At 62.1% G+C, this 17,690-nt stretch carries 16 protein-coding genes and 1 pseudogene; 6 read left to right on the top strand and 11 right to left on the bottom strand.

The features are described from left to right. Positions 1 to 32: 32 nt before the first annotated feature. The 6 genes and pseudogenes from AC3WMV_RS15260 to AC3WMV_RS15235 all read right to left on the bottom strand — a co-directional run bounded on the left by AC3WMV_RS15260 (position 33) and on the right by AC3WMV_RS15235 (position 5,458). Positions 33 to 1,976 carry a response regulator gene (locus AC3WMV_RS15260; RefSeq protein WP_103367864.1) on the bottom strand — a complete coding sequence of 648 codons (1,944 nt, stop codon included), beginning with the start codon at positions 1,974 to 1,976 and terminating at the stop codon, positions 33 to 35. Then, positions 1,966 to 2,841, bottom strand: coding sequence for a sensor histidine kinase (locus tag AC3WMV_RS15255; protein WP_103367863.1), 876 nt, complete (start codon positions 2,839 to 2,841; stop codon positions 1,966 to 1,968). Before AC3WMV_RS15255 ends, AC3WMV_RS15260 begins: the two co-directional genes overlap by 11 nt. Then, positions 2,834 to 3,844, bottom strand: coding sequence for an ATP-binding protein (locus tag AC3WMV_RS15250; RefSeq protein WP_103367946.1), 1,011 nt, complete (start codon positions 3,842 to 3,844; stop codon positions 2,834 to 2,836). Before AC3WMV_RS15250 ends, AC3WMV_RS15255 begins: the two co-directional genes overlap by 8 nt. Beyond that, positions 3,841 to 4,242 (bottom strand): anti-sigma regulatory factor, encoded by a 402-nt coding sequence (locus AC3WMV_RS15245; RefSeq protein WP_103367862.1) that lies wholly within the window; start codon positions 4,240 to 4,242, stop codon positions 3,841 to 3,843. The genes AC3WMV_RS15250 and AC3WMV_RS15245 overlap by 4 nt, the downstream gene beginning before the upstream one ends. After that, a complete protein-coding gene (locus AC3WMV_RS15240; RefSeq protein ID WP_095136273.1) occupies positions 4,239 to 4,601 on the bottom strand; it encodes an STAS domain-containing protein in 363 nt (120 codons plus the stop codon). Before AC3WMV_RS15240 ends, AC3WMV_RS15245 begins: the two co-directional genes overlap by 4 nt. A 4-nt stretch (positions 4,602 to 4,605) precedes the next feature. After that, positions 4,606 to 5,458 (bottom strand): annotated as a pseudogene (locus AC3WMV_RS15235) (STAS domain-containing protein). Positions 5,459 to 5,708: 250 nt separating this feature from the next. Here AC3WMV_RS15235 and AC3WMV_RS15230 point away from each other — a divergent pair. After that, positions 5,709 to 5,978, top strand: coding sequence for a hypothetical protein (locus AC3WMV_RS15230; protein WP_027613684.1), 270 nt, complete (start codon positions 5,709 to 5,711; stop codon positions 5,976 to 5,978). Positions 5,979 to 6,040: 62 nt separating this feature from the next. On the opposite strand, the gene AC3WMV_RS15225 is transcribed toward AC3WMV_RS15230, so the two are convergent. Next, entirely contained in the window at positions 6,041 to 6,562 is a 522-nt protein-coding gene (locus AC3WMV_RS15225; protein ID WP_103367861.1) for a DUF4142 domain-containing protein, read from the bottom strand. 204 nt (positions 6,563 to 6,766) lie between these two features. On the opposite strand from AC3WMV_RS15225, the gene AC3WMV_RS15220 reads away from it, so the two are divergent. Continuing rightward, the gene (locus tag AC3WMV_RS15220) at positions 6,767 to 7,009 is read left to right on the top strand and encodes a DUF465 domain-containing protein (RefSeq protein ID WP_027613686.1); all 243 of its coding nucleotides are present in this window, start codon (positions 6,767 to 6,769) and stop codon (positions 7,007 to 7,009) included. 108 nt (positions 7,010 to 7,117) lie between these two features. Further along, entirely contained in the window at positions 7,118 to 7,282 is a 165-nt protein-coding gene (locus AC3WMV_RS15215; RefSeq protein ID WP_166495921.1) for a hypothetical protein, read from the top strand. A 304-nt stretch (positions 7,283 to 7,586) separates the two neighbouring features. Here AC3WMV_RS15215 and AC3WMV_RS15210 read toward each other — a convergent pair whose 3' ends face one another. The 4 genes from AC3WMV_RS15210 to AC3WMV_RS15195 all read right to left on the bottom strand — a co-directional run bounded on the left by AC3WMV_RS15210 (position 7,587) and on the right by AC3WMV_RS15195 (position 12,802). Further along, positions 7,587 to 8,657 carry an SMP-30/gluconolactonase/LRE family protein gene (locus AC3WMV_RS15210; protein ID WP_103366925.1) on the bottom strand — a complete coding sequence of 357 codons (1,071 nt, stop codon included), beginning with the start codon at positions 8,655 to 8,657 and terminating at the stop codon, positions 7,587 to 7,589. After that, the gene (locus tag AC3WMV_RS15205) at positions 8,654 to 9,799 is read right to left on the bottom strand and encodes a sterol desaturase/SRPBCC family protein (protein WP_103366926.1); all 1,146 of its coding nucleotides are present in this window, start codon (positions 9,797 to 9,799) and stop codon (positions 8,654 to 8,656) included. Before AC3WMV_RS15205 ends, AC3WMV_RS15210 begins: the two co-directional genes overlap by 4 nt. 112 nt (positions 9,800 to 9,911) lie before the next feature. Beyond that, positions 9,912 to 10,775 carry a LysR family transcriptional regulator gene (locus tag AC3WMV_RS15200; protein WP_045122483.1) on the bottom strand — a complete coding sequence of 288 codons (864 nt, stop codon included), beginning with the start codon at positions 10,773 to 10,775 and terminating at the stop codon, positions 9,912 to 9,914. Between the two features lie 308 nt (positions 10,776 to 11,083). Then, a complete protein-coding gene (locus AC3WMV_RS15195) occupies positions 11,084 to 12,802 on the bottom strand; it encodes a hydrogenase maturation protein (protein ID WP_103366927.1) in 1,719 nt (572 codons plus the stop codon). Between the two features lie 295 nt (positions 12,803 to 13,097). On the opposite strand from AC3WMV_RS15195, the gene AC3WMV_RS15190 reads away from it, so the two are divergent. The 3 genes from AC3WMV_RS15190 to AC3WMV_RS15180 all read left to right on the top strand — a co-directional run bounded on the left by AC3WMV_RS15190 (position 13,098) and on the right by AC3WMV_RS15180 (position 17,563). Then, positions 13,098 to 13,607 carry a sigma-70 family RNA polymerase sigma factor gene (locus AC3WMV_RS15190; RefSeq protein ID WP_103366928.1) on the top strand — a complete coding sequence of 170 codons (510 nt, stop codon included), beginning with the start codon at positions 13,098 to 13,100 and terminating at the stop codon, positions 13,605 to 13,607. Then, a complete protein-coding gene (locus tag AC3WMV_RS15185) occupies positions 13,604 to 14,551 on the top strand; it encodes a FecR domain-containing protein (protein ID WP_103366929.1) in 948 nt (315 codons plus the stop codon). Before AC3WMV_RS15190 ends, AC3WMV_RS15185 begins: the two co-directional genes overlap by 4 nt. A 90-nt stretch (positions 14,552 to 14,641) precedes the next feature. Next, positions 14,642 to 17,563: a TonB-dependent receptor gene (locus AC3WMV_RS15180; protein ID WP_103366930.1), complete on the top strand. Its 2,922-nt coding sequence runs from the start codon at positions 14,642 to 14,644 to the stop codon at positions 17,561 to 17,563. Positions 17,564 to 17,690 lie beyond the last annotated feature (127 nt).

The following is a 17,690-nucleotide window of genomic DNA, read 5'->3' as shown; positions in this document are numbered from 1 at the left end:
TGTTCTCAACCGAGCAACCTGGTGGCGGTGTGTCAGGCACCATCAAGCGTGCGGCGGACCTTGTCCAGCAGTTCGCTGATCTGGAACGGCTTGACCAGCATCTCCATGCCGCTGCCCAGGAACACCTGGCGATTGATCGCGGTCTCGGCATAACCGGTCATGAACAGAATCGGCAGGCTTTCACGCCAGCCCCGCGCCACGTCCGCCAGTTCCCGGCCGCTCATGCGCGGCAGACCGACGTCGCTCAGCAGCAGGTCGATCGTCGGATCATTCTGCAAGCGCTCCAGCGCGGTTTCGATATCCGCCGCCTGCGTGCAGCGATAACCCGCGTCTTCCAGCACTTCGGTGACGAACATTCGCACTGCCGGCATGTCCTCGACAATCAGGACATGCTCGCCGGCACCCTGCGGATCTACCTTCGGCGCCGGGATGTCGGCGCCGGTCGGGTCGTTCGTCGCCGGCAGCATGATGGTCACTTCGGTGCCACGCCGTGCCACGCTGCGGATGTGCGCATCGCCACCGGACTGGCGGGCGAAACCGTAAATCGTCGACAACCCCAGACCGGTACCCTGGCCCAGCGGTTTGGTGGTGAAGAACGGGTCGAACACCTTGTCGATCACACTGTGCTCGATACCGGTGCCGTCATCGCGCACCGACAGCGCGACATACGCACCATCGGCCAGATTCGGGTCGCCATGGGAATACGCCGCATAGGTGTTGACCCAGATATTGCCACCCCTGGGCAGCGCATCCCGGGCATTGATCACCAGATTCAGCACAGCGCTTTCCAACTGCACCGGGTCGACCAGAGCAATCGCCGGTTTGGTGGTCAGCTCAAGTTTGAGGGTGATGCGTTCGCCGATGGTGCGCATCAGCAGTTCTTCCAGCGAGCGCACCTGCTCATTGATGTCCACCGGCCGGGTATCCAGTGGCTGTTGGCGGGCGAAGGCCAGCAGACGATGAGTGAGGGACGCTGCACTCATCGCCGAATTCAGCGATGCTTCAGCATAGAGCTGCACTTTGTCGGGCCTGGCATCAGCGATGCGTTTCTGGATCAGTTCGAGGCTGGTGATGATCCCGGTCAGCAGATTGTTGAAATCGTGGGCAATGCCTCCGGTGAGCTTGCCCAGTGCGTCCATCTTCTGCACTTGCAGCAACTGCGATTCGGCGCGCACCCGCTCGGCAACTTCCTTGGCCAGTTGGGTGGTGGTGTCGTCCAGCTGTGCCAGGTGCGAGCGCTCGCGGTGGCGATGCTCGGTGACGTCTTCGACGAATACCAGGCTCAGCTGCGGCGTGCGATATGGCGAAATCTGCCACTCGGTTTCGCGAACCTCGCCCTGTACGCGCATGTTCAACGTGCCTTTCCAGCGCTCGCCATCGACCAGCCGCAGGCGCAACTCGTTGAGGATCGCGCCCTGGTCTTGATCAAAGCACTCGCTGAGCGTTTCCGGGTTGCGGTTGTCTTGAATCATCTGCGTGAAGGCGTGGTTGCATTCATGCACTTTCAGGTTGGCATCGAGCACGGCAATCGGCGCCGAGACGTTGACGAAAATCTCGCGGAAGCGGGCCTCACTCTCGCGCAGCGCGTTTTCGGTATCGCGTACCCGCAGCAGAGTGCGCAGGGTCGCCAATAGCACGTCCGGGTCTACCGGGTGAATCAGGTAGGCATCCGCCCCGGCATCGAGGCCGGTGATGATGTCCCCGGTCTGGATCGACGCCGCAGACACGTGGATCACCGGCAGCAGCGCGGTGCGTGCATCAGCACGCAAGATGCGCACGATGTCGAAGCCGCTCATGTCCGGCAGGTTGACGTCGAGGATCAGCGCATCGAGTGGCTCGCTCGCGATCAGCGCCAGGCCTTCGCTGCCGGTGCCGGCCTCCAGCACCTCGTAGTCATGGCGCTCCAGGCGCCGGCGCAAGGCGTAGCGGGTGGCGGCGTTGTCGTCGACGATCAATAGACGGATGTCACGTTTCATCGACGTTCTCCAAGGCGAGCGCCAGCGGAATGATCACGAAAAAGGTCGAGCCGACCCCCGGTGTGCTGTCCATCCCGACCTCGCCGCCGAGCAGGGCAGCGAAGCGCTTGCACAGGGACAAGCCGAGGCCGGTGCCGCGCAGACGTTTCTGCAGCGGCGAGTCGACCTGCGAGAAGTCCTCGAACAATGCACCGTGCAGCTCCGGCGCGATACCGATCCCGGTGTCGCTGACGGCAAAACGTACTTTGTCCGAGCCTTCCAGGCGCGCCGAAACCCGCACTTCACCGCGGGTGGTGAATTTCAGCGAGTTGGAAATGAAGTTGCGCAGAATCTGCCCGAGTTTTTTGTCGTCGGTGTACAGGCGTGGCAGGCCGACCGGCTCTTCGAAAATCAGGTCCACCGCCGACGCATCGACGATCGGCCGGAACATCCCGCGCAGGGCGGAGAACAGGTCGAACATGTCGAACCATGCGGGGGAAATAGTGATCCGTCCGGCTTCGATCTTCGCCAGATCGAGCAAGTCATCGACCATGTCGCTGAGTTCGCGGGCGGCGCTGCTGACGAACGCCACCTGCTTGTGCTGCTCGGGGCTGAGCGGGCCGTCGAGTTCGTCAGCCAGCAGGCTGTTGATGCTGAGGATCGAGCCGAGCGGGGTGCGGAACTCATGGCTCATGTACGACAGAAAGCGGCTTTTCAGGTCCGAGGCCTGCCTCAGTTCTTCCGCCTGGGTGTCGAGTTCGGCGTAGAGCGCCAGCACGCCCTGGTTGGTCTCGTCGAGTTCTGCGCGCAGGGCGGCGGTCTCGCTCTGCAATCGGGCGATCAGCGCAGCCTGTTCGGCGGCATTCAGGATTGGCGACTCAGCCATGGGCGGCCTCCAGGGCAACGACCAGTACCGTGACGTCGTCGCGCCCGCGACAGAAGTCGCGGTGCAGGACGCTGGCTATCACGGCAGGATGGCGGTGCACCAGACCGGGGTAGTCTTGAAGGTTCCAACGGGACTGCAAGCCGTCGCTGTACATGATCAATAGATGTCCGTTCACGTGAGCATAGTCAAAGGGCTGGGCTTTCCGGTATTGGCCGCCGACGATGCCTGGGTGCGAGGCCAGCCCGCGCGACTTGTCGGCGGTGAGCAGGCTGGCGCCGATGTTGCCCACGCCAGTAAAGGTCAGGCCGTCGCGGGCGGCATTGTACTGGGCGAACGCGGCGGCGCCGCCACGGCTGCCGATCATGTCGCGGTGCATATCCTCCATCAGCAGCACCGGACTGGCGAACGGGGTCTCGGCGAACACCCGCTCGCCGGCCTTGGCCGCGCGTTCGGCATCCTCTCCGTGGCCGAGGCCGTCGATGATCAGCGCACTGACATTCGCGCCGTTGTACGCCAGGTGCCAGGTATCGCCGCACGCCGGGTCGTTGTGCAACGAGTGCTGGCTGACGCCGTAGCGCAAGTCCGATTGGTGGTCGCCGCGCGGATATAGACGCGCCAGCAGCACCGCGCCACGGGCATCGGCGTGCACGTCGAAGACCTCGGTCTGCCGCGCCACGGCACCCAGACCGATACCCTGGGTGCCACCGGTGGAAAAACCATCGGTCAGGCACGCGTCGAGGTCAAAGCCGTGTGCGCGATCGACCGCGAGCATCTCGATGCCGAACCCGCCGGGGCGCGGCAGCAGGCGCAGGTGAACTTCGCCACGGCTGGCGTGCTTGAGCACGTTGCTGGCCAGTTCGGTGGCAACCAGCGCCACGCGTCCGGCATCGGTTGCATCAAAACCGTGTTGCTCGGCGAGCCGTTGCGCGGTGCGCCGGGCGTGACCGATCTGACTGCTGTCTTCGATCAGCAGCACTTGGGTCAGTGACCCTGCGATATTCATGTCCATCGGGTGATCGTTATTCGCGTGCCCTTGCCCGGCGCGGTGTCCAGTTCGAACTCCTCGACCAGCCGTTTGGCGCCGGTGAGGCCCAGGCCCATGCCGCTGCCGGAGGTCCAGCCGTCGGTCATCGCCAGTTTGATATCGGCAATACCGGGGCCTTCGTCGCGGAACGTCAAGCGCAGCCCGACCTTGTGATCTTCATCGAGAATCTGCCAGTCCATGTCGCCGCCACCGTACACCATGGTGTTGCGGGCCAGCTCGCTGACCGCCGTGACCATTTTGGTCAGGTCGATAAGGCGCATCCCGCATTCGGTGGCGAGTTTGCGGGCGGTCTGGCGTGCGAGCACGACATCCTGCTCGATATGGATGGGTTGAGTACCGCTGCTGCGTACGGTCATTGCCGGTCTACTCGTTCCTGCAGCAGTTTCATCCCGCGCTCGACGTTCAGTGCGGTGCTGACGCCGGGCAGGGTCAGGCCGAGTTCGACCAGGGTGATCGCCACGGCCGGCTGCATGCCGACCAGCATGGTTTCGGCGTCCATGATTTTCGACAGCCCGGAGATGGTGCTGATCATCCGGCCAATGAACGAGTCGACCATGTCCAGCGCCGAGATATCGATCAGCACACCGCGAGCCGAAGTGTTGCTGATGCGCTCGGACAAGTCGTCCTGCAACGTGAGGGCGAGTTGGTCATGCATGTCGACCTGAATGGTCACCAGCAGGAACTTGCCCATCTGGAGAATCGGGATACGTTCCATCGGCTCAGACCGCTTTGCCGAGGCTGATGCCCAGGCGGGAGAGGGCGAGCTTCAGTGCGTCGGCCAGGTTGGCCTTGGTCACCAAGCCTTGCAGGTCGAGGCCCAGGTGGACGATGGTCTGGGCGATTTGCGGACGCACGCCGCTGATGATGCAGTCGGCACCCATCAGACGAATCGCGGTCACGGTTTTCAGCAGGTGCTGCGCGACCAGGGTGTCGACGGTCGGTACGCCGGTGATGTCGATGATGGCGATTTCCGAACCGGTGTCGACGATGCGTTGCAGCAAGGACTCCATCACCACTTGAGTACGTTGCGAGTCGAGGGTGCCGATCATCGGCAGCGCCAGGACGCCATCCCACAGCTTGACCACCGGCGTGGAGAGCTCCAGCAGTTCTTCCTGTTGGCGTTTGATCACCGCTTCACGGGACTTCTGGAAGGTGCGGATGGTGTGCATGCCGAAGGCGTCGAACAGTTCGGAAATTTCCCAGAGTTGTTCGGCGAGCAGCGCTGGCTGTTCTTTATAGTGCGCTTGCAGCAGGGCAAACAGCGGGCCCTTCAGGGCGAAGATGAAACTGGCAGTCTGTTGCGAATCCTGACCGAGCTGGGCACGGCTGTGGGAGAGCTTTTCGAGGAACTGGCGGGTGGCTTCCCAACCCGGCGCATTGATGTTGGTGCCGTTGTCATCCTGCAGGCCATTGATCACCAGTTGCAGGAATTCGCTGGTCTGTTGTTGCAGGTCATGGTCTTTGAGATTGCGGGTGGCGCCGCTGGCTTCCAGGCCGTTGATCCATTCGCTCAGCAGTTGGGGGTTGTTTGTTTTTCATCGCATCGAATGTGCTGTTCTGCAGTGCTGCCATGTGCCTGTTGCTCCGTAGCGTATTGGGGCCGGTTCTGTAAAAAGTGACCGGTGCGAAGTCAGTGACCTTTGCCGTTCAAAATAGTTGTTCGGTTGCTCAGGGATATTTTTGATCTGGCGCAAGAAGTGCCCCGGTAACTCTAGTCGGCGCCCCTCAAACCAGCGATGTTTTGAACGTTGGCACCGTAGCGGCTTCGAATATACAAGGCCGGCGGGTTTGAGTCGCGCCAGCATTGAAAAACGAGGTGGCTATGAACGAGCAATCGCAACAGCAGCAGAAACCGGACGCCGAACCGATCAATCGCAACGACCCGGCCATCGATCCGCAAGTGCCGGGGCAGAGCTCGCCAATCCCGCCGAAGGGCGAGGGCGAACAAGTCCAGAGCGCTGACCCTGCGGTGGATCAGAAGAACAAACACACCGACAACGACAACGAGTTCAGCCCCGGTTTCGAACCTGAGCCTGATCGCCCGAAGCCCGGTGAAGAAACCGATGCCGACATCGATACTGACGGCGGCTGATCGCGCTGAAACAAAAAAAGGCCGCATTAATCAATGCGGCCTTTTGCTGTACAGCGCCCGGGTTACTTGCTCGGGTGCTTGGCTTGCAGCTCTTTGGCCGCGGTCAGGTGTTTTTCCAATGCCGGGAGCATTTTCTGCGCAAAGGCCTTCAGTGCCGGGGCACCTTTGACTTTGTCGTCGGTCACGGTGTTGGCTTCTTTTTTGAACAGTTCGATGGTTTCTTCGTGGGCCTTGACCTGGTTGTTGGCGTAGGCCGCATCGAAGGATTCATCGCGCATGTCGAGGATCTTTTCCTTGGCCTGCTTGACCAGAGTCGTGGTGTCCGGGACTTCGATGTCATTGGCCTTGGCAATGCTGGCCAGTTCGTCGTTGGCCTTGCTGTGGTCGGTGATCATCATGTTGGCGAACGCCTTGATGTCGGCCGACTGACTTTTTTCCAGGGCGAGGCGACTGGTCTCGATCTCCGCGATGCCACCGGCAGCGGCGTTGTCGACGAAGTCGTTGGAAGTGGCGGCGAAGGCACTGCCCATGCCGCTGCTCAGAGCGACAGCCAGAACGAGATGACGCAGGTTGAATCCGTCCATTGATGTATCTCCACACAGGTTTTTGTTGAAGTTATGCAATGGAGGGAGCACAGCGGAAAAAGGTTTGATCGCGTTTCCGACAGGGCGACGAACGGCAACCGCTGGTCTGACAGGTGGTCGACAGAACGGCCCGACCAAGGCCATTCTGATAACTGCCAGCGCAATCGGTCGCGTTGGTTGCCGATCAACTGACGGAGGTGTTCCATGCCGGTGACTCATGACCTGTATCAGGACTTGAAGCTAACGAAGGAAGAGGTCCAGCAAAAACGCACCGAGGATCCATTTCTGGATGCACTGATCAACAAGTATTCCCAGGCGGACGCCGAAGTAGTCAAGGCCGAGACGGCGACCTCGGATGCACCCAGCGATGACACCCTGAAGAAACTCAAAGAGAAACGCTTGCAGGTCAAAGACAAGATCGTCGCGCAGTTGCAGGCTCGATCCTGACCGTCAGTCGCTTCACCGCTTCAAAATGGTGAAATGACTGAACGCAGCCCCTGACCGGCACCTCGAATGTACAGAGTCTTCACTCAGCGACTCTTTGCGAGGTGCCACATGAACACACCCAGATTCCCCAGTGAAGAGCAGGGCGGTTTCGACCCTGTTCCCACTCACCCTGAGCCCAACAGCCCGGCACACACCACCACTTTTCCCGAAGAGCCGGACGAAGATCTTCCTGAAGACGAAGATCCGGACAAGTTCGACAGATCCGGTAACTGACAGTCCGACTTCGCGAGCAAGCCCGCTCCCACAGGATTTTTAGGTGTCCACAAAGGTTGTGCCAGCCGCTTGAACCTGTGGGAGCGAGCTTGCTCGCGAAGAGGCCAGCCCATTCAACATTATCGTTGCCTGACACTCCGCCTTCGCGAGCGAGCTCGCTCCCACATTGGAATGCGCTTCCCCTGTGGGAGCGGGCTTGCTCGCGAAGAGGCCAGCCCATTCAACATTATCGTTGCCTGACACACCGCTTTCGCGAGCAGGCTCGCTCCCACATTGGAATTACAGCTCCCACATTTGCCATGCATCATTTCAATGCATCAGCCAACGGCAATCGCGCCATGTGCGTAGCCTTCAGCGACCCCAGATACAACCAGTCCCCATACTCGCGCGCTGTGGTGATCGGAGAGTAATTGCCGCTGCTGGCGTCCTGCAGATTGGCGATCACCTTGCCCTCAAGATCCAGCCCCAGGACGAACCCGCGTTTCTCCACCGGTTTTGGCAGCACCGTCAGCGCGCGCACTATCATCTTGCGCAGCAGCGGATGCCCGGCGGTCCGATCGAGCAAGGCACTGCGCGGTGCGTACAGCGCGACCCAGAAGCGGTTGCTGCCATTGAACGCGAGGTTGTCCGGCAGGCCGGGCAGGTTGTCGATGAACAGGTCATGGGTGCCGGCCTTGGGTCCCGTCAGCCAGTAACGACTGATGCGGTAGGCGCCGGTTTCGTTGACCAGCACATAAGCGTCATCCGGGCCGAGGGTCACGCCGTTGGCAAACTGCAGTTTGTCCAGCAGCACGCTGGTCTTGCCGGTCTGAAAGTCATAGCGCAGCAGGCGCCCGTCACCGCCATGTTCAATGATCGCCTCACCGTCATGCCCGTAGCCCCAGCGGCTGCTGGCATCGCTGAAATAGGCGTAGTGCCCGGACTTGTCGATCGCCACGTCGTCGGTAAAACCGAAAGGCAGGCCATTGGCCTCGGTGGTCAGAGGAATCAACTGACCCTGGGCGTCGAGCGACAGCAGACCCTTGACCCCGTCGGCAATCACCAGCAAACCATTGGGATGCCGCGCCAAGCCCAGCGGCCGGCCGCCAGTGTCACTCAGCACTTTGCGCGTTTTGCCATCGAGGCTGGTGCGGATCAGGCGCCCGTCATGCAGGCCAGTGATCAGGTAATCGCCCTCCAGCAGCAGTGCTTCGGGGCCGTCGATGTCGCTCGGGCCAACCTGTTCGACGGCCTTGAGCCGCTGGTTTTCCGCGTACACCCCTTCGTTCAGTGACGGCGCCGCTGGCGGTTTCCACGCCACCGGCTGCACCTTGGTCGGCATCAGCAGCAGAAACGCGATGACGAGGATCACCAGCAATAACAGCAGGCGCTTCATGAAAGGTGCCCCGTCAGCGTCAGGTGCCTGAGCGCCATGTCGCGCAGGGCCTGCATCGAGGTCGCCGATTCACGTTCGATGCGGCGCTTGAGTAGCAGCAGATTGGCCAGGCGCATGCCAAGGCCATCGAACCGGTAATCCAGAGTGCGCACGAACCGCGTGCCGTCGCCTTGCGCCGCGCACTCGTAGGTCAGCAACAGCGACAAGCCATGATCGCCCCGCGCCTTGGCGCACCAGCGGCGACCGGGCAGATACTCGGTGACCTCCCAGCGCAAATGGCCGGCGCGCCCGCCGGCATGAATGTCTTCTTCGAAACGCGCGCCGGCATGCAGCGGGCCTTGCGGGCCGTCGATTTTCAGCGACGACGGGTGCCACTCGGGCCAGTGGTTGACGCTGGCGGCGTAGCGGAGCACGGCGATCGGTTCGCCGGCGATATCGATCTGGTGCTGCATGCGGGTCATGGGCGATCTCGAATAGCGCAACGGGGCGGGTGGCGGTTCCCAGTACAGGGTGCCGAACAGGTAATCCATCAGCGGAAAAACGATATTGAAATTACGCTCCTGCATGCACTCGCGGCGGTGATGCAGTTCGTGCAGATGCCGCATCTGGCGGATCCACGGCAGGCGGGTCAGCGGATTATTCGGCGGTAGATGCTCGCAGGCGTGAAACACCTCGTAGGCCAGATAACCCAGGACCATGCAGCCGCCGAACAGTCCGGCAACATTGGCGTTGAACTGCGCGAGCAGCCACCACAGCGGCAGGGTAAAAACCAGTGTATGCACGACGATCAGCCAGGCTGGAAACAGAATCACCCGCCAGTCGCGGGCGCCGTCATACGTCATGTGGCCGGGGGTGAAAAAGCTGTGATGGTCGCCGGCATGCCGCGCATAGAACAGCTTGGCGAAGGTCTTTTTGTGGTGACCGAGATGGCGATGAACCATGTACACGCCAAAGTTGAACAGCAGCAGGGTCAGCGGCACGCTCAGCCATTCCAGCGGCTGCACCTGATGCGCGCTGCTCCAGAAGGCGCCGATTGCCAGCACGCCAAACAGCAGCACGAAGGCGCCGTGCAGCCACGGGTTGTACAACGGATGAATGGCCGCGCGATAGCGGCTGCGGAATTCCTCGGTGGTCTGCCTCACTGCGTTCACCTGTGGGTATTGTTGTTATACCCGGCAGATTAGCCGATCCGGCCGTTTGTGCAGGCCGCACCTTGAGGTCAGTTGCGCCATGCTCCGGTGTAAAGCGGCCGACTCAGCTCAGCGGGTTCCAGCGTTGCGACCAGTCGTCATCGGTGGCGATTACCTGGCGCAGCAGATCGAACGCCTGTTGCAGCGTCGCCGAGTCGCGCTCGCGGGCATACACCAGATAGGTTGGATAGCCGAATTCCGGGGCTTTGGTGACCGCTTCCAGTGCGCCGGTTTCCAGATAGCTGCGCACCACACGGGTACGGAAGTAGCCACTGCCGCCATGTTCGAGGATGTATTGCAGGGCCAACGGGCCGAGGTTGAAACTCAGCGCGGCTTTGGCCTTGTCCGGCAGGGCAGCGTCGTGCTGGCGCCGAAAATCCGGCCCCCAGTCGATGTAGACGTAGGGATCCGGGCGGTTCGGCGCACGCACCAGAATCAGTTTTTCTTCCAGCACCTGCTCGACCTGCAGGCCGGGCCAGTACTCCGGCTGATAGACCAGCGCGGCATCGAGCACGCCGAGTTCAAGTTGGCGCAACAGGTTTTCACCGTCGCGGATTTCCATGCGCAGGGCGTGGCCGGGGATCTTCTCGCGCAGTTCGGCGGCCCAGCTGAGCATCAACGGGTTGCACAGGCTGACTTCGCCGCCGATGTGCAGCACGTTGTGATAGCCGTCCAGCAACGGCAGGTCGCGCCGCGCGGCTTCCCAGGTCTGCACCAGTTGATTGGCGTAGACCACGAAGGCCTCGCCGTTGGCAGTCAGTTTCGCCCCGGCGCGGTTGCGCACGAACAGCGTACTGCCCAGCTGACTTTCGAGTTTCTGCACCCGGGCGGTGATCGCTGTCTGCGTGACGAACAGCTTCTGCGCCGCCGCCGCGAGACTGCCGTGGCGAACGATTTCCAGAAAGGTGCGGGCGAGGTCGATGTCCATGGGCGGGCCGGTGTCTGAGGTGCGGGCATTGTAAGTGCCGGCTCGCCACCGCGTCATCGTTCATCGCGAGCGGGCTCACTCCCACAGGGTCCTGCGCTGGCCCATCGATTTCGCGAACGACCCGAAATCCTGTGGGAGCGAGCCTGCTCGCGAATGGTGTCTGGCTGCCAAACCAGCATTGCCTGACCCACCGCCATCGCTGGCAAGCCAGCTCCCACAGGTTTTATGTCGCTCACAAGTTCTGTGAGCGCCGCAGTAACCTGTGGGAGTCTGGCTTGCCAGCGATGAGGCCGTAGTGGCGGTGAAGCTCAACCCGCCAACTCAACCTTGCGCACCCGCGCCCATTCCTCGACCAATCGCGCCGGCGTGCCGCAGGCCTTGCGCTTGTAGACGAAGTGGCTGCACTTCTCGGCAAACTGGTTGCGGTTGTAGAGCATGTCTTCCTGCATCTCTTGCAGTTCGCTTTCCCGACATTGCTGGATCAGCACCTGATCAACCCGCAACTTGCGCTCGCGCACGGCAGCGTAGGTCGGGTCGGTCAGTGCCGCGTTGGCCCGTTGCAGCAACCACAAGGAAAACTCATCCGGGCAGCGCGGGCCGATTTCCTGGACCATGCCCAGTTGCAGCGCCTGCGTGGCACTGACCGGCAGGCAGGCCTGGGTCAGTTGCTCGGCCATCGCCGGGCCGACGGCGCGGGGCAGGCTGTAGGTCCAGTATTCCGAGCCATACAGCCCCATGCTCTTGTAATGCGGATTGAGCACGATGTCGGCCCGGGCAAACACGATGTCAGCAGCCAGTGCGAGCATCACGCCGCCGGCCCCGGCATTGCCGGTCACGCCGCTGACCACCAGTTGCCGCGCGCTGAGCAGTTCGGCGCAGACATCGTCGATCGCCTGAATATTCGCCCACGCTTCAGCGCCGGGGTCCTGCGCCGCCTGGATCACGTTCAGGTGCACGCCGTTGGAGAAGCTGCCGCGCCCGCCCTTGATCAACAGCACGCGAGTGTCCCGAGACTTGGCCCAGCGCAGCGCTTCAACCATGCGCTGGCACTGTTCGGTGCTCATCGCACCGTTGTAGAACTCGAACGTCAGCTCGCCGACATGCCCGGATTCGCGGTAGCGGATCGGCTGATACGCCTCGTCGTTGAACGGCTCGCTGGCGATCGACCAGTCGAGGGTCGGCACGCCGTCCAGTTGCCCGGCCAGCACATGCCGCGCCGGTTGCTTGAAGGTCTCTTCGCCGGGCAGTGGTTTGCGTCGCAACGAGCCGATCCACAGGCTGTGATCGCCGGTGGCGACCAGCACCGCGTCGTCATGCACCGCGAGGATTTTGCCGGGAATGCCGGTGCGCTGATCGAGGTGCGCGTCGTACACGTAATACTGCCCGCCCGCCAGGCTTGCCAAGACCCCGGGCTGGCCGTCAGCGGCGTCGATGCAGCGTTTGATGAACCGCGAGCAGTCGTGCCAGCTGAAGGTGCGGTCGTCCTGCTTCATGTTTGGCTGCAAGCGGCCGCGGACTTTGGGGTCGGTGTAATCCAGCGCCACCGGTTGCACGCCGTCGATGAATTTCTCGACCACTTCGCGAATGCAGCGAATCGCCGCATCGCTGACCCGACCGTTGTACAGCTCGGACTTACGCAAACCCGACGGCAGATTGAATTCGCAGGTGGCCCACACTGGGCCGGCGTCCATTTCTTCCACCGCTTGCAGGGCGGTCACGCCCCAGCGCGTCAGTTCGTTGGTGATCGCCCAGTCCAGTGCGCTGGCGCCACGATCGCCGACGATGCCCGGGTGGATGATCACCACCGGGCGCCGCGCATTGCTCCACAGCGCCTGCGGTACGCGGTCCTTGAGGAACGGGCAGATCACCAGATCGGCGCCGCTGTGTTCGATCTGTTCGCACACCGACGCCTCGTCGGTGAACACCACGACGCTGGGCGAGTGCCCGGCCTGACGCAGTTCCAGCCAGGCGCGTTGAGTCAGGCCGTTGAAGGCCGATGACAGCAGAATAATCTTCAGTGATCGCATGGTTTTCTTCCTTGAAGGGATAGCCGCGGGCTCCCGGTGAGCCGTCCTTGGCGTTCGATGAAGCGCGCAGATTAGAGAGTGGCTGCGCGCGGGCAACTGATCAGGGTCAACGTTGTGTCAGTCAATATTTCTGCGGCGACGAAGCGCCTTATTCTCAAAGGTTTGCTTGTCCTGATTTTTAATTACTTCAAATGTCCTCAACGCTATTGCACAGTCGTGCCTGATCAAGAGCCGGACGATCCCGGCAGAACGATGGTTTTTCGCAGCGGGTGGGACCCGTTTCAGGGAGCAAGGCATGGGGGATGTTCAAAACCCGCATTACCGGATGATTGGGCACATGTTCCAAAAGGACTATCGCTGGCTGTGCGCTGCCGTTGGCCGCACGCTGGGTTGCCCGCACAGCGCACAGGACATCGCCTCGGAAACTTTTTTACGGGTGCTGGCCCTGCCGGACCCGAGCGCCATTCGCGAGCCGCGGGCGCTGCTGACCACCATCGCCCGGCGGCTGGTCTATGAAGGCTGGCGCCGCCAGGACCTGGAACGCGCCTATCTGGAAAGCCTGGCGCTGGCGCCGGAACCGGTGCATCCATCACCGGAAGAACGCGCACTGGTGATCGAGGCGTTACTGGCGGTCGATCGCTTGCTCAATGGCTTGTCGGCCAAGGCCAAAGCCGCGTTTCTCTACCATCAGCTCGACGGTTTGACCTACAGCGAAATCGGCAAACGGCTCGGGGTTTCCACCAGTCGGGTGCAGCAATACATGGTCGAGGCCTTCAAGCGCTGCTATCAGGCGATGCAGGCATGAGGCCGGACGAAGCGGTGATCGATGAGGCGGCGCAGTGGATGGCGCTGTTGCAGTCCGGCGAAGCCAGTACTGGCGAACGCGCGGCATTCGAAGCGTGGCGCGCGGCTGACCCACGCCATCAGCGGATCATCGAACAAATGGGCGGTGGCCTGAACCTGCTGCGCAACCCGACCTTGCGCGGGCTGCCGCGCAACAGTCTGCTGCACAGCCTGAATGCGCCGTCGAGCCGGCGGCGCTTTGTCAGTGGCAGCTTGAGCGTGCTCGGTGTCGCGGTGCTGGCCGGGTTGCTCGGGCGCCGCTATGGCTGGCTGCCGGAAGTGGGGGAGTTGGCGACCGGCACCGGCGAGCGGCGCGATTTCACCCTGGAGGATGGCAGTGCGCTGAGCCTGAATGCGCGGACGCGGGTGGTGGCGCGATTCGATGCGACTCAACGCTTGCTGGCGTTGCGCTCGGGTGAGTTGTTGGTGGATGTGGCCAGGGATCCTGCGCGGCCGTTTGTGGTCGCGACCGAACACGGGCGGATGCGGGCGCTAGGGACGAAATTTCTGGTGCAACAGGGCGACGATTCTACGCGGCTGGTGATGCTGCATTCGCAGGTCGAAGTGGTCACCGCCGGCGGTGCGCGGCAAGTGGTGGAGGCGGGGGAAAGTCTGCTGTTCAACGCCCAGGAAATTCTCGCCCTCGAACGGAGCAACGGCCAGGAAAGCGCCTGGGTGCATGGTCGCCTGGAAGTGCGCGACCGGCCGCTGAGTGAAGTGATCGACAGCCTGCGCCGCTACCGCCGGGGCATTTTGCACCTGAGTCCCGAAGTGGCCGATCTGCGCCTGAGCGGCCTCTATCCGCTCGATGACAGTGACCGCACCCTGCAACTGCTGGAGCGCTCGCTGCCGATCCGCGTCACCTGGCACAACCCCTATTGGGTCAGCATCGGCGCGCGGTTATAGCGTCATAACTTCTTGGCCTAATCGCCGCCCTATAAAAAGCGCCGGCCCGCTGCTCATTCCCTGCAGACGCCTTCAACAGGGAAGCCCTTGATGATTTCATTCAAACAACAACTACCGTGCCTGACCCTCGCCGCCGCATTGGCGATGGGGCTGGGGCCGATCGCGGTGTATGCGCAGGATTCTGCGGCCCAGGTCTACACCTTCGACATCGCCAGCGGCCCGCTGGATGAGGTCTTGCTGGATATCTCACGCCAGACCGGCGTGCCGATTTCCTTCAGTCAGAATCTGGTGCAAGGCAAGCGCAGCAGTGCCGTGCGCGGTGCGTTGGGCGGGCGTCAGGCCGTCGAGAAGGCCTTGCTCGGCAGCGGCCTGCAAGTCGAGCAAAGTGCCCAGGGCCTGAGCGTGCGCGAAGGCGAGGCGAGTACGCCGGTGGCGGCCAAAATCAGCGCTGTGGCCCCGGCGACCAGCGCCGATTACCGCATGGAAAAAGTCACCGTCACCGGCTCGCGAATCGCCCGTGCGCAGAGTGATGGCGCGACCCCGGTCAACGTCATCACCCATGAAGAAATGGAAGCGCGCGGCTACAAGAACGTCTACGACGCCTTGGCAACGCAGACGCAAAACACCGGCATGACCCAGGGCGAGGACTACGGCAACACCTGGCAGCCAGCAGCCAGCGCAATCAACCTGCGTGGCCTCGGCCCCAATCACACGCTGGTGCTGATCAACGGCCGGCGCGTCGCCGATTACCCGACGCCATACGATGGCAAGGTCAACTTCACCAACCTGGCGAACATTCCCTCGGCAGTCATCGAACGTATCGAAATTCTCAGCAGCGGCGCCTCGGCGATCTACGGTTCGGACGCGATTGCCGGGGTGGTCAACATCATCCTCAAGAAGCAGATCAATGGCATCGACGTCAATCTCAAGGGCGGCACCAGCGAGCGCGGCGGTGGCGACAATCAGCGTCTGCAAATCAGCGGCGGTGGCAGCTGGGGCGACTTCGACGGCTTGTTCGGCCTGGAGCTGACCAACCGCGATCCGATCTGGGCCGACGATCGCGGTTTCATGCAGAGCGGCCCGCTGGCGGATGTCGGTTACCGTCGCGACCTGAGCAACAACCGCTACCTCGGCCCCGGTTGCGGCGCCTATCAAGGCACTTTCGATAACAAGCTGCTGAACAACGCGGGTCGTTGCCGCACCGATCAGATGTACAACGATTACTGGACGATCCAGACGCAAAAGGAAAACTACGACGGCTACACCCGCGGCACCTGGCACTTCAGCGACAGCGGTCAGGTGTTTGCCGACTTGATGTATGGCCTCGATCACATCCAGAACAACACCCGTGGCCCGACTTTTACTTCGCCGGACTTCATCAACCAGAACAGCGGCAATCTCGAGCGCTGGTATCGCCGTTACGGTGAAGAGGAAATCGGTGGTCGCACCAGCAACAACAGCAAGTGGACCGACACTTCATGGACCGGCACCCTCGGCCTCTCGGACAAGATCGCCGACACCGGCTGGAGCTACGATCTGGCGGCCAACCGTTCGGAATATCGCAGCGTCCGAACCACGCGCTACACGCCGCTGTCATCGATTCAGGATTTCTACCTCGGCCCGCAATTGGGCGTGAGTGGCGGTTATCCGGTGTTCGCCCCGGACGCCTCGCGCCTCGATCGCCCGCTGACGCCACAAGAGTGGGAGCAGTTTCGCAGCAACCTGACCCAGCGCAGCAAGTCGGTTTCCACCAGCTACAACGCCTCGATCAATGGCGACTTGTTTGACCTGCCGGCCGGCCCGGTCGGATTCGCCGGCGTGCTGGAAGCGGGCAAGCAGGAATATCGCGTCGACCCGGACGACGGTCTGAATGACGGCACTTTTTATGGCGTGAGCCCGGCGCAAAGCTCCGGTGGTTCGCGCAAGCGCTACGCGGCGGGTGGCGAGTTCAGCATTCCGGTCACCGATACCGTGCTGGCCACCGCCGCCGGGCGTTGGGACCAATACAAATTCAGCGGCCGCAGCGAGCAGCAGAAAACCTATAACCTCGGCCTCGAATGGCGCCCGATCACCAGTCTTTTGCTGCGCGGCAGTTACGGCACCAGTTTCCGCGCGCCGGATCTGAATTACATCTACCAGTCCGACAGCAACGGTTACTACCCGGCGCAGATCGACTACTACGGTTGCAGCCAGGGCGTGCAGGGCGCGTGTGATCGCGGGCGGGTCGACTACACCCAGAGCGGCACCCCGGATCTTGAGTCCGAGCGCGGCAAATCCTGGACCTATGGGTTTGTCTGGTCGCCGTCGCGCAATTTCGATTTCTCCACCGATTTCTGGCGGGTCGAGATCGACGACCTGCTGACCACCGTCGACGAAAATCGCCTGTTGCAGCAAGAGAACGAATGCCGCAACGGCACCCAGGACATCAACTCGGCCAACTGCCAGTCGACCCTGGCGCGCATCGACCGCAATCCGGGGAATGCCGCCATCGATCCGAATCAGTTGCAACGAGTGCGGGTCAACGCGATCAACGCCGCCAGCGAGCGGGTCAGCGGTCTGGACTTCAAGAGCAACATCCGCTGGGGCGCCGGGCAGTACGGCGCGTTCAGTTCGGCGCTGGGCTATACCCTGGTGCTTTCGCATTTCTACAAGGAATCCGACGAAGCTCCGACTCAGGACTGGCGCACCTCACGCACCAACTACGACTGGCGCAGCAAGGTCAACGCCAGCCTGACCTGGGATTACCAGAAGGCCACGGCGACGCTGATGGGCATTCGCTACGGTTCCGTGACCAACGGCGCGGGTGACGGGCGTCTGTCGCCATGGACGGTGTTCAACGCCAGCGCGCGCTACAAGCTCAACGACCGCGCCAGCGTCGGCCTGACCGTGAACAACGTGCTCAACCAGATCAAACACGATGACTCGGCTGGCTGGCCGTATTACCCGACCGGTAACTATGACCCGTACGGGCGGCAGTGGTGGCTGGATGTGAGTTATCACTTCGGCAGTTGAGCGCGCGGTATTCGTGGGTAATGTCCTACGGAAACAGGTCTGGATTTCGCAGAAACGGGGATATTTCCGACGACATTCTCAGGTTGGTCGTCGGAAGCGCGATCTATAGCATCGGACATGACATTGA

Source organism: Pseudomonas sp. FW305-3-2-15-E-TSA4 (genome assembly GCF_058787295.1).
This window is presented reverse-complemented; position numbering and strand designations above follow the sequence as displayed.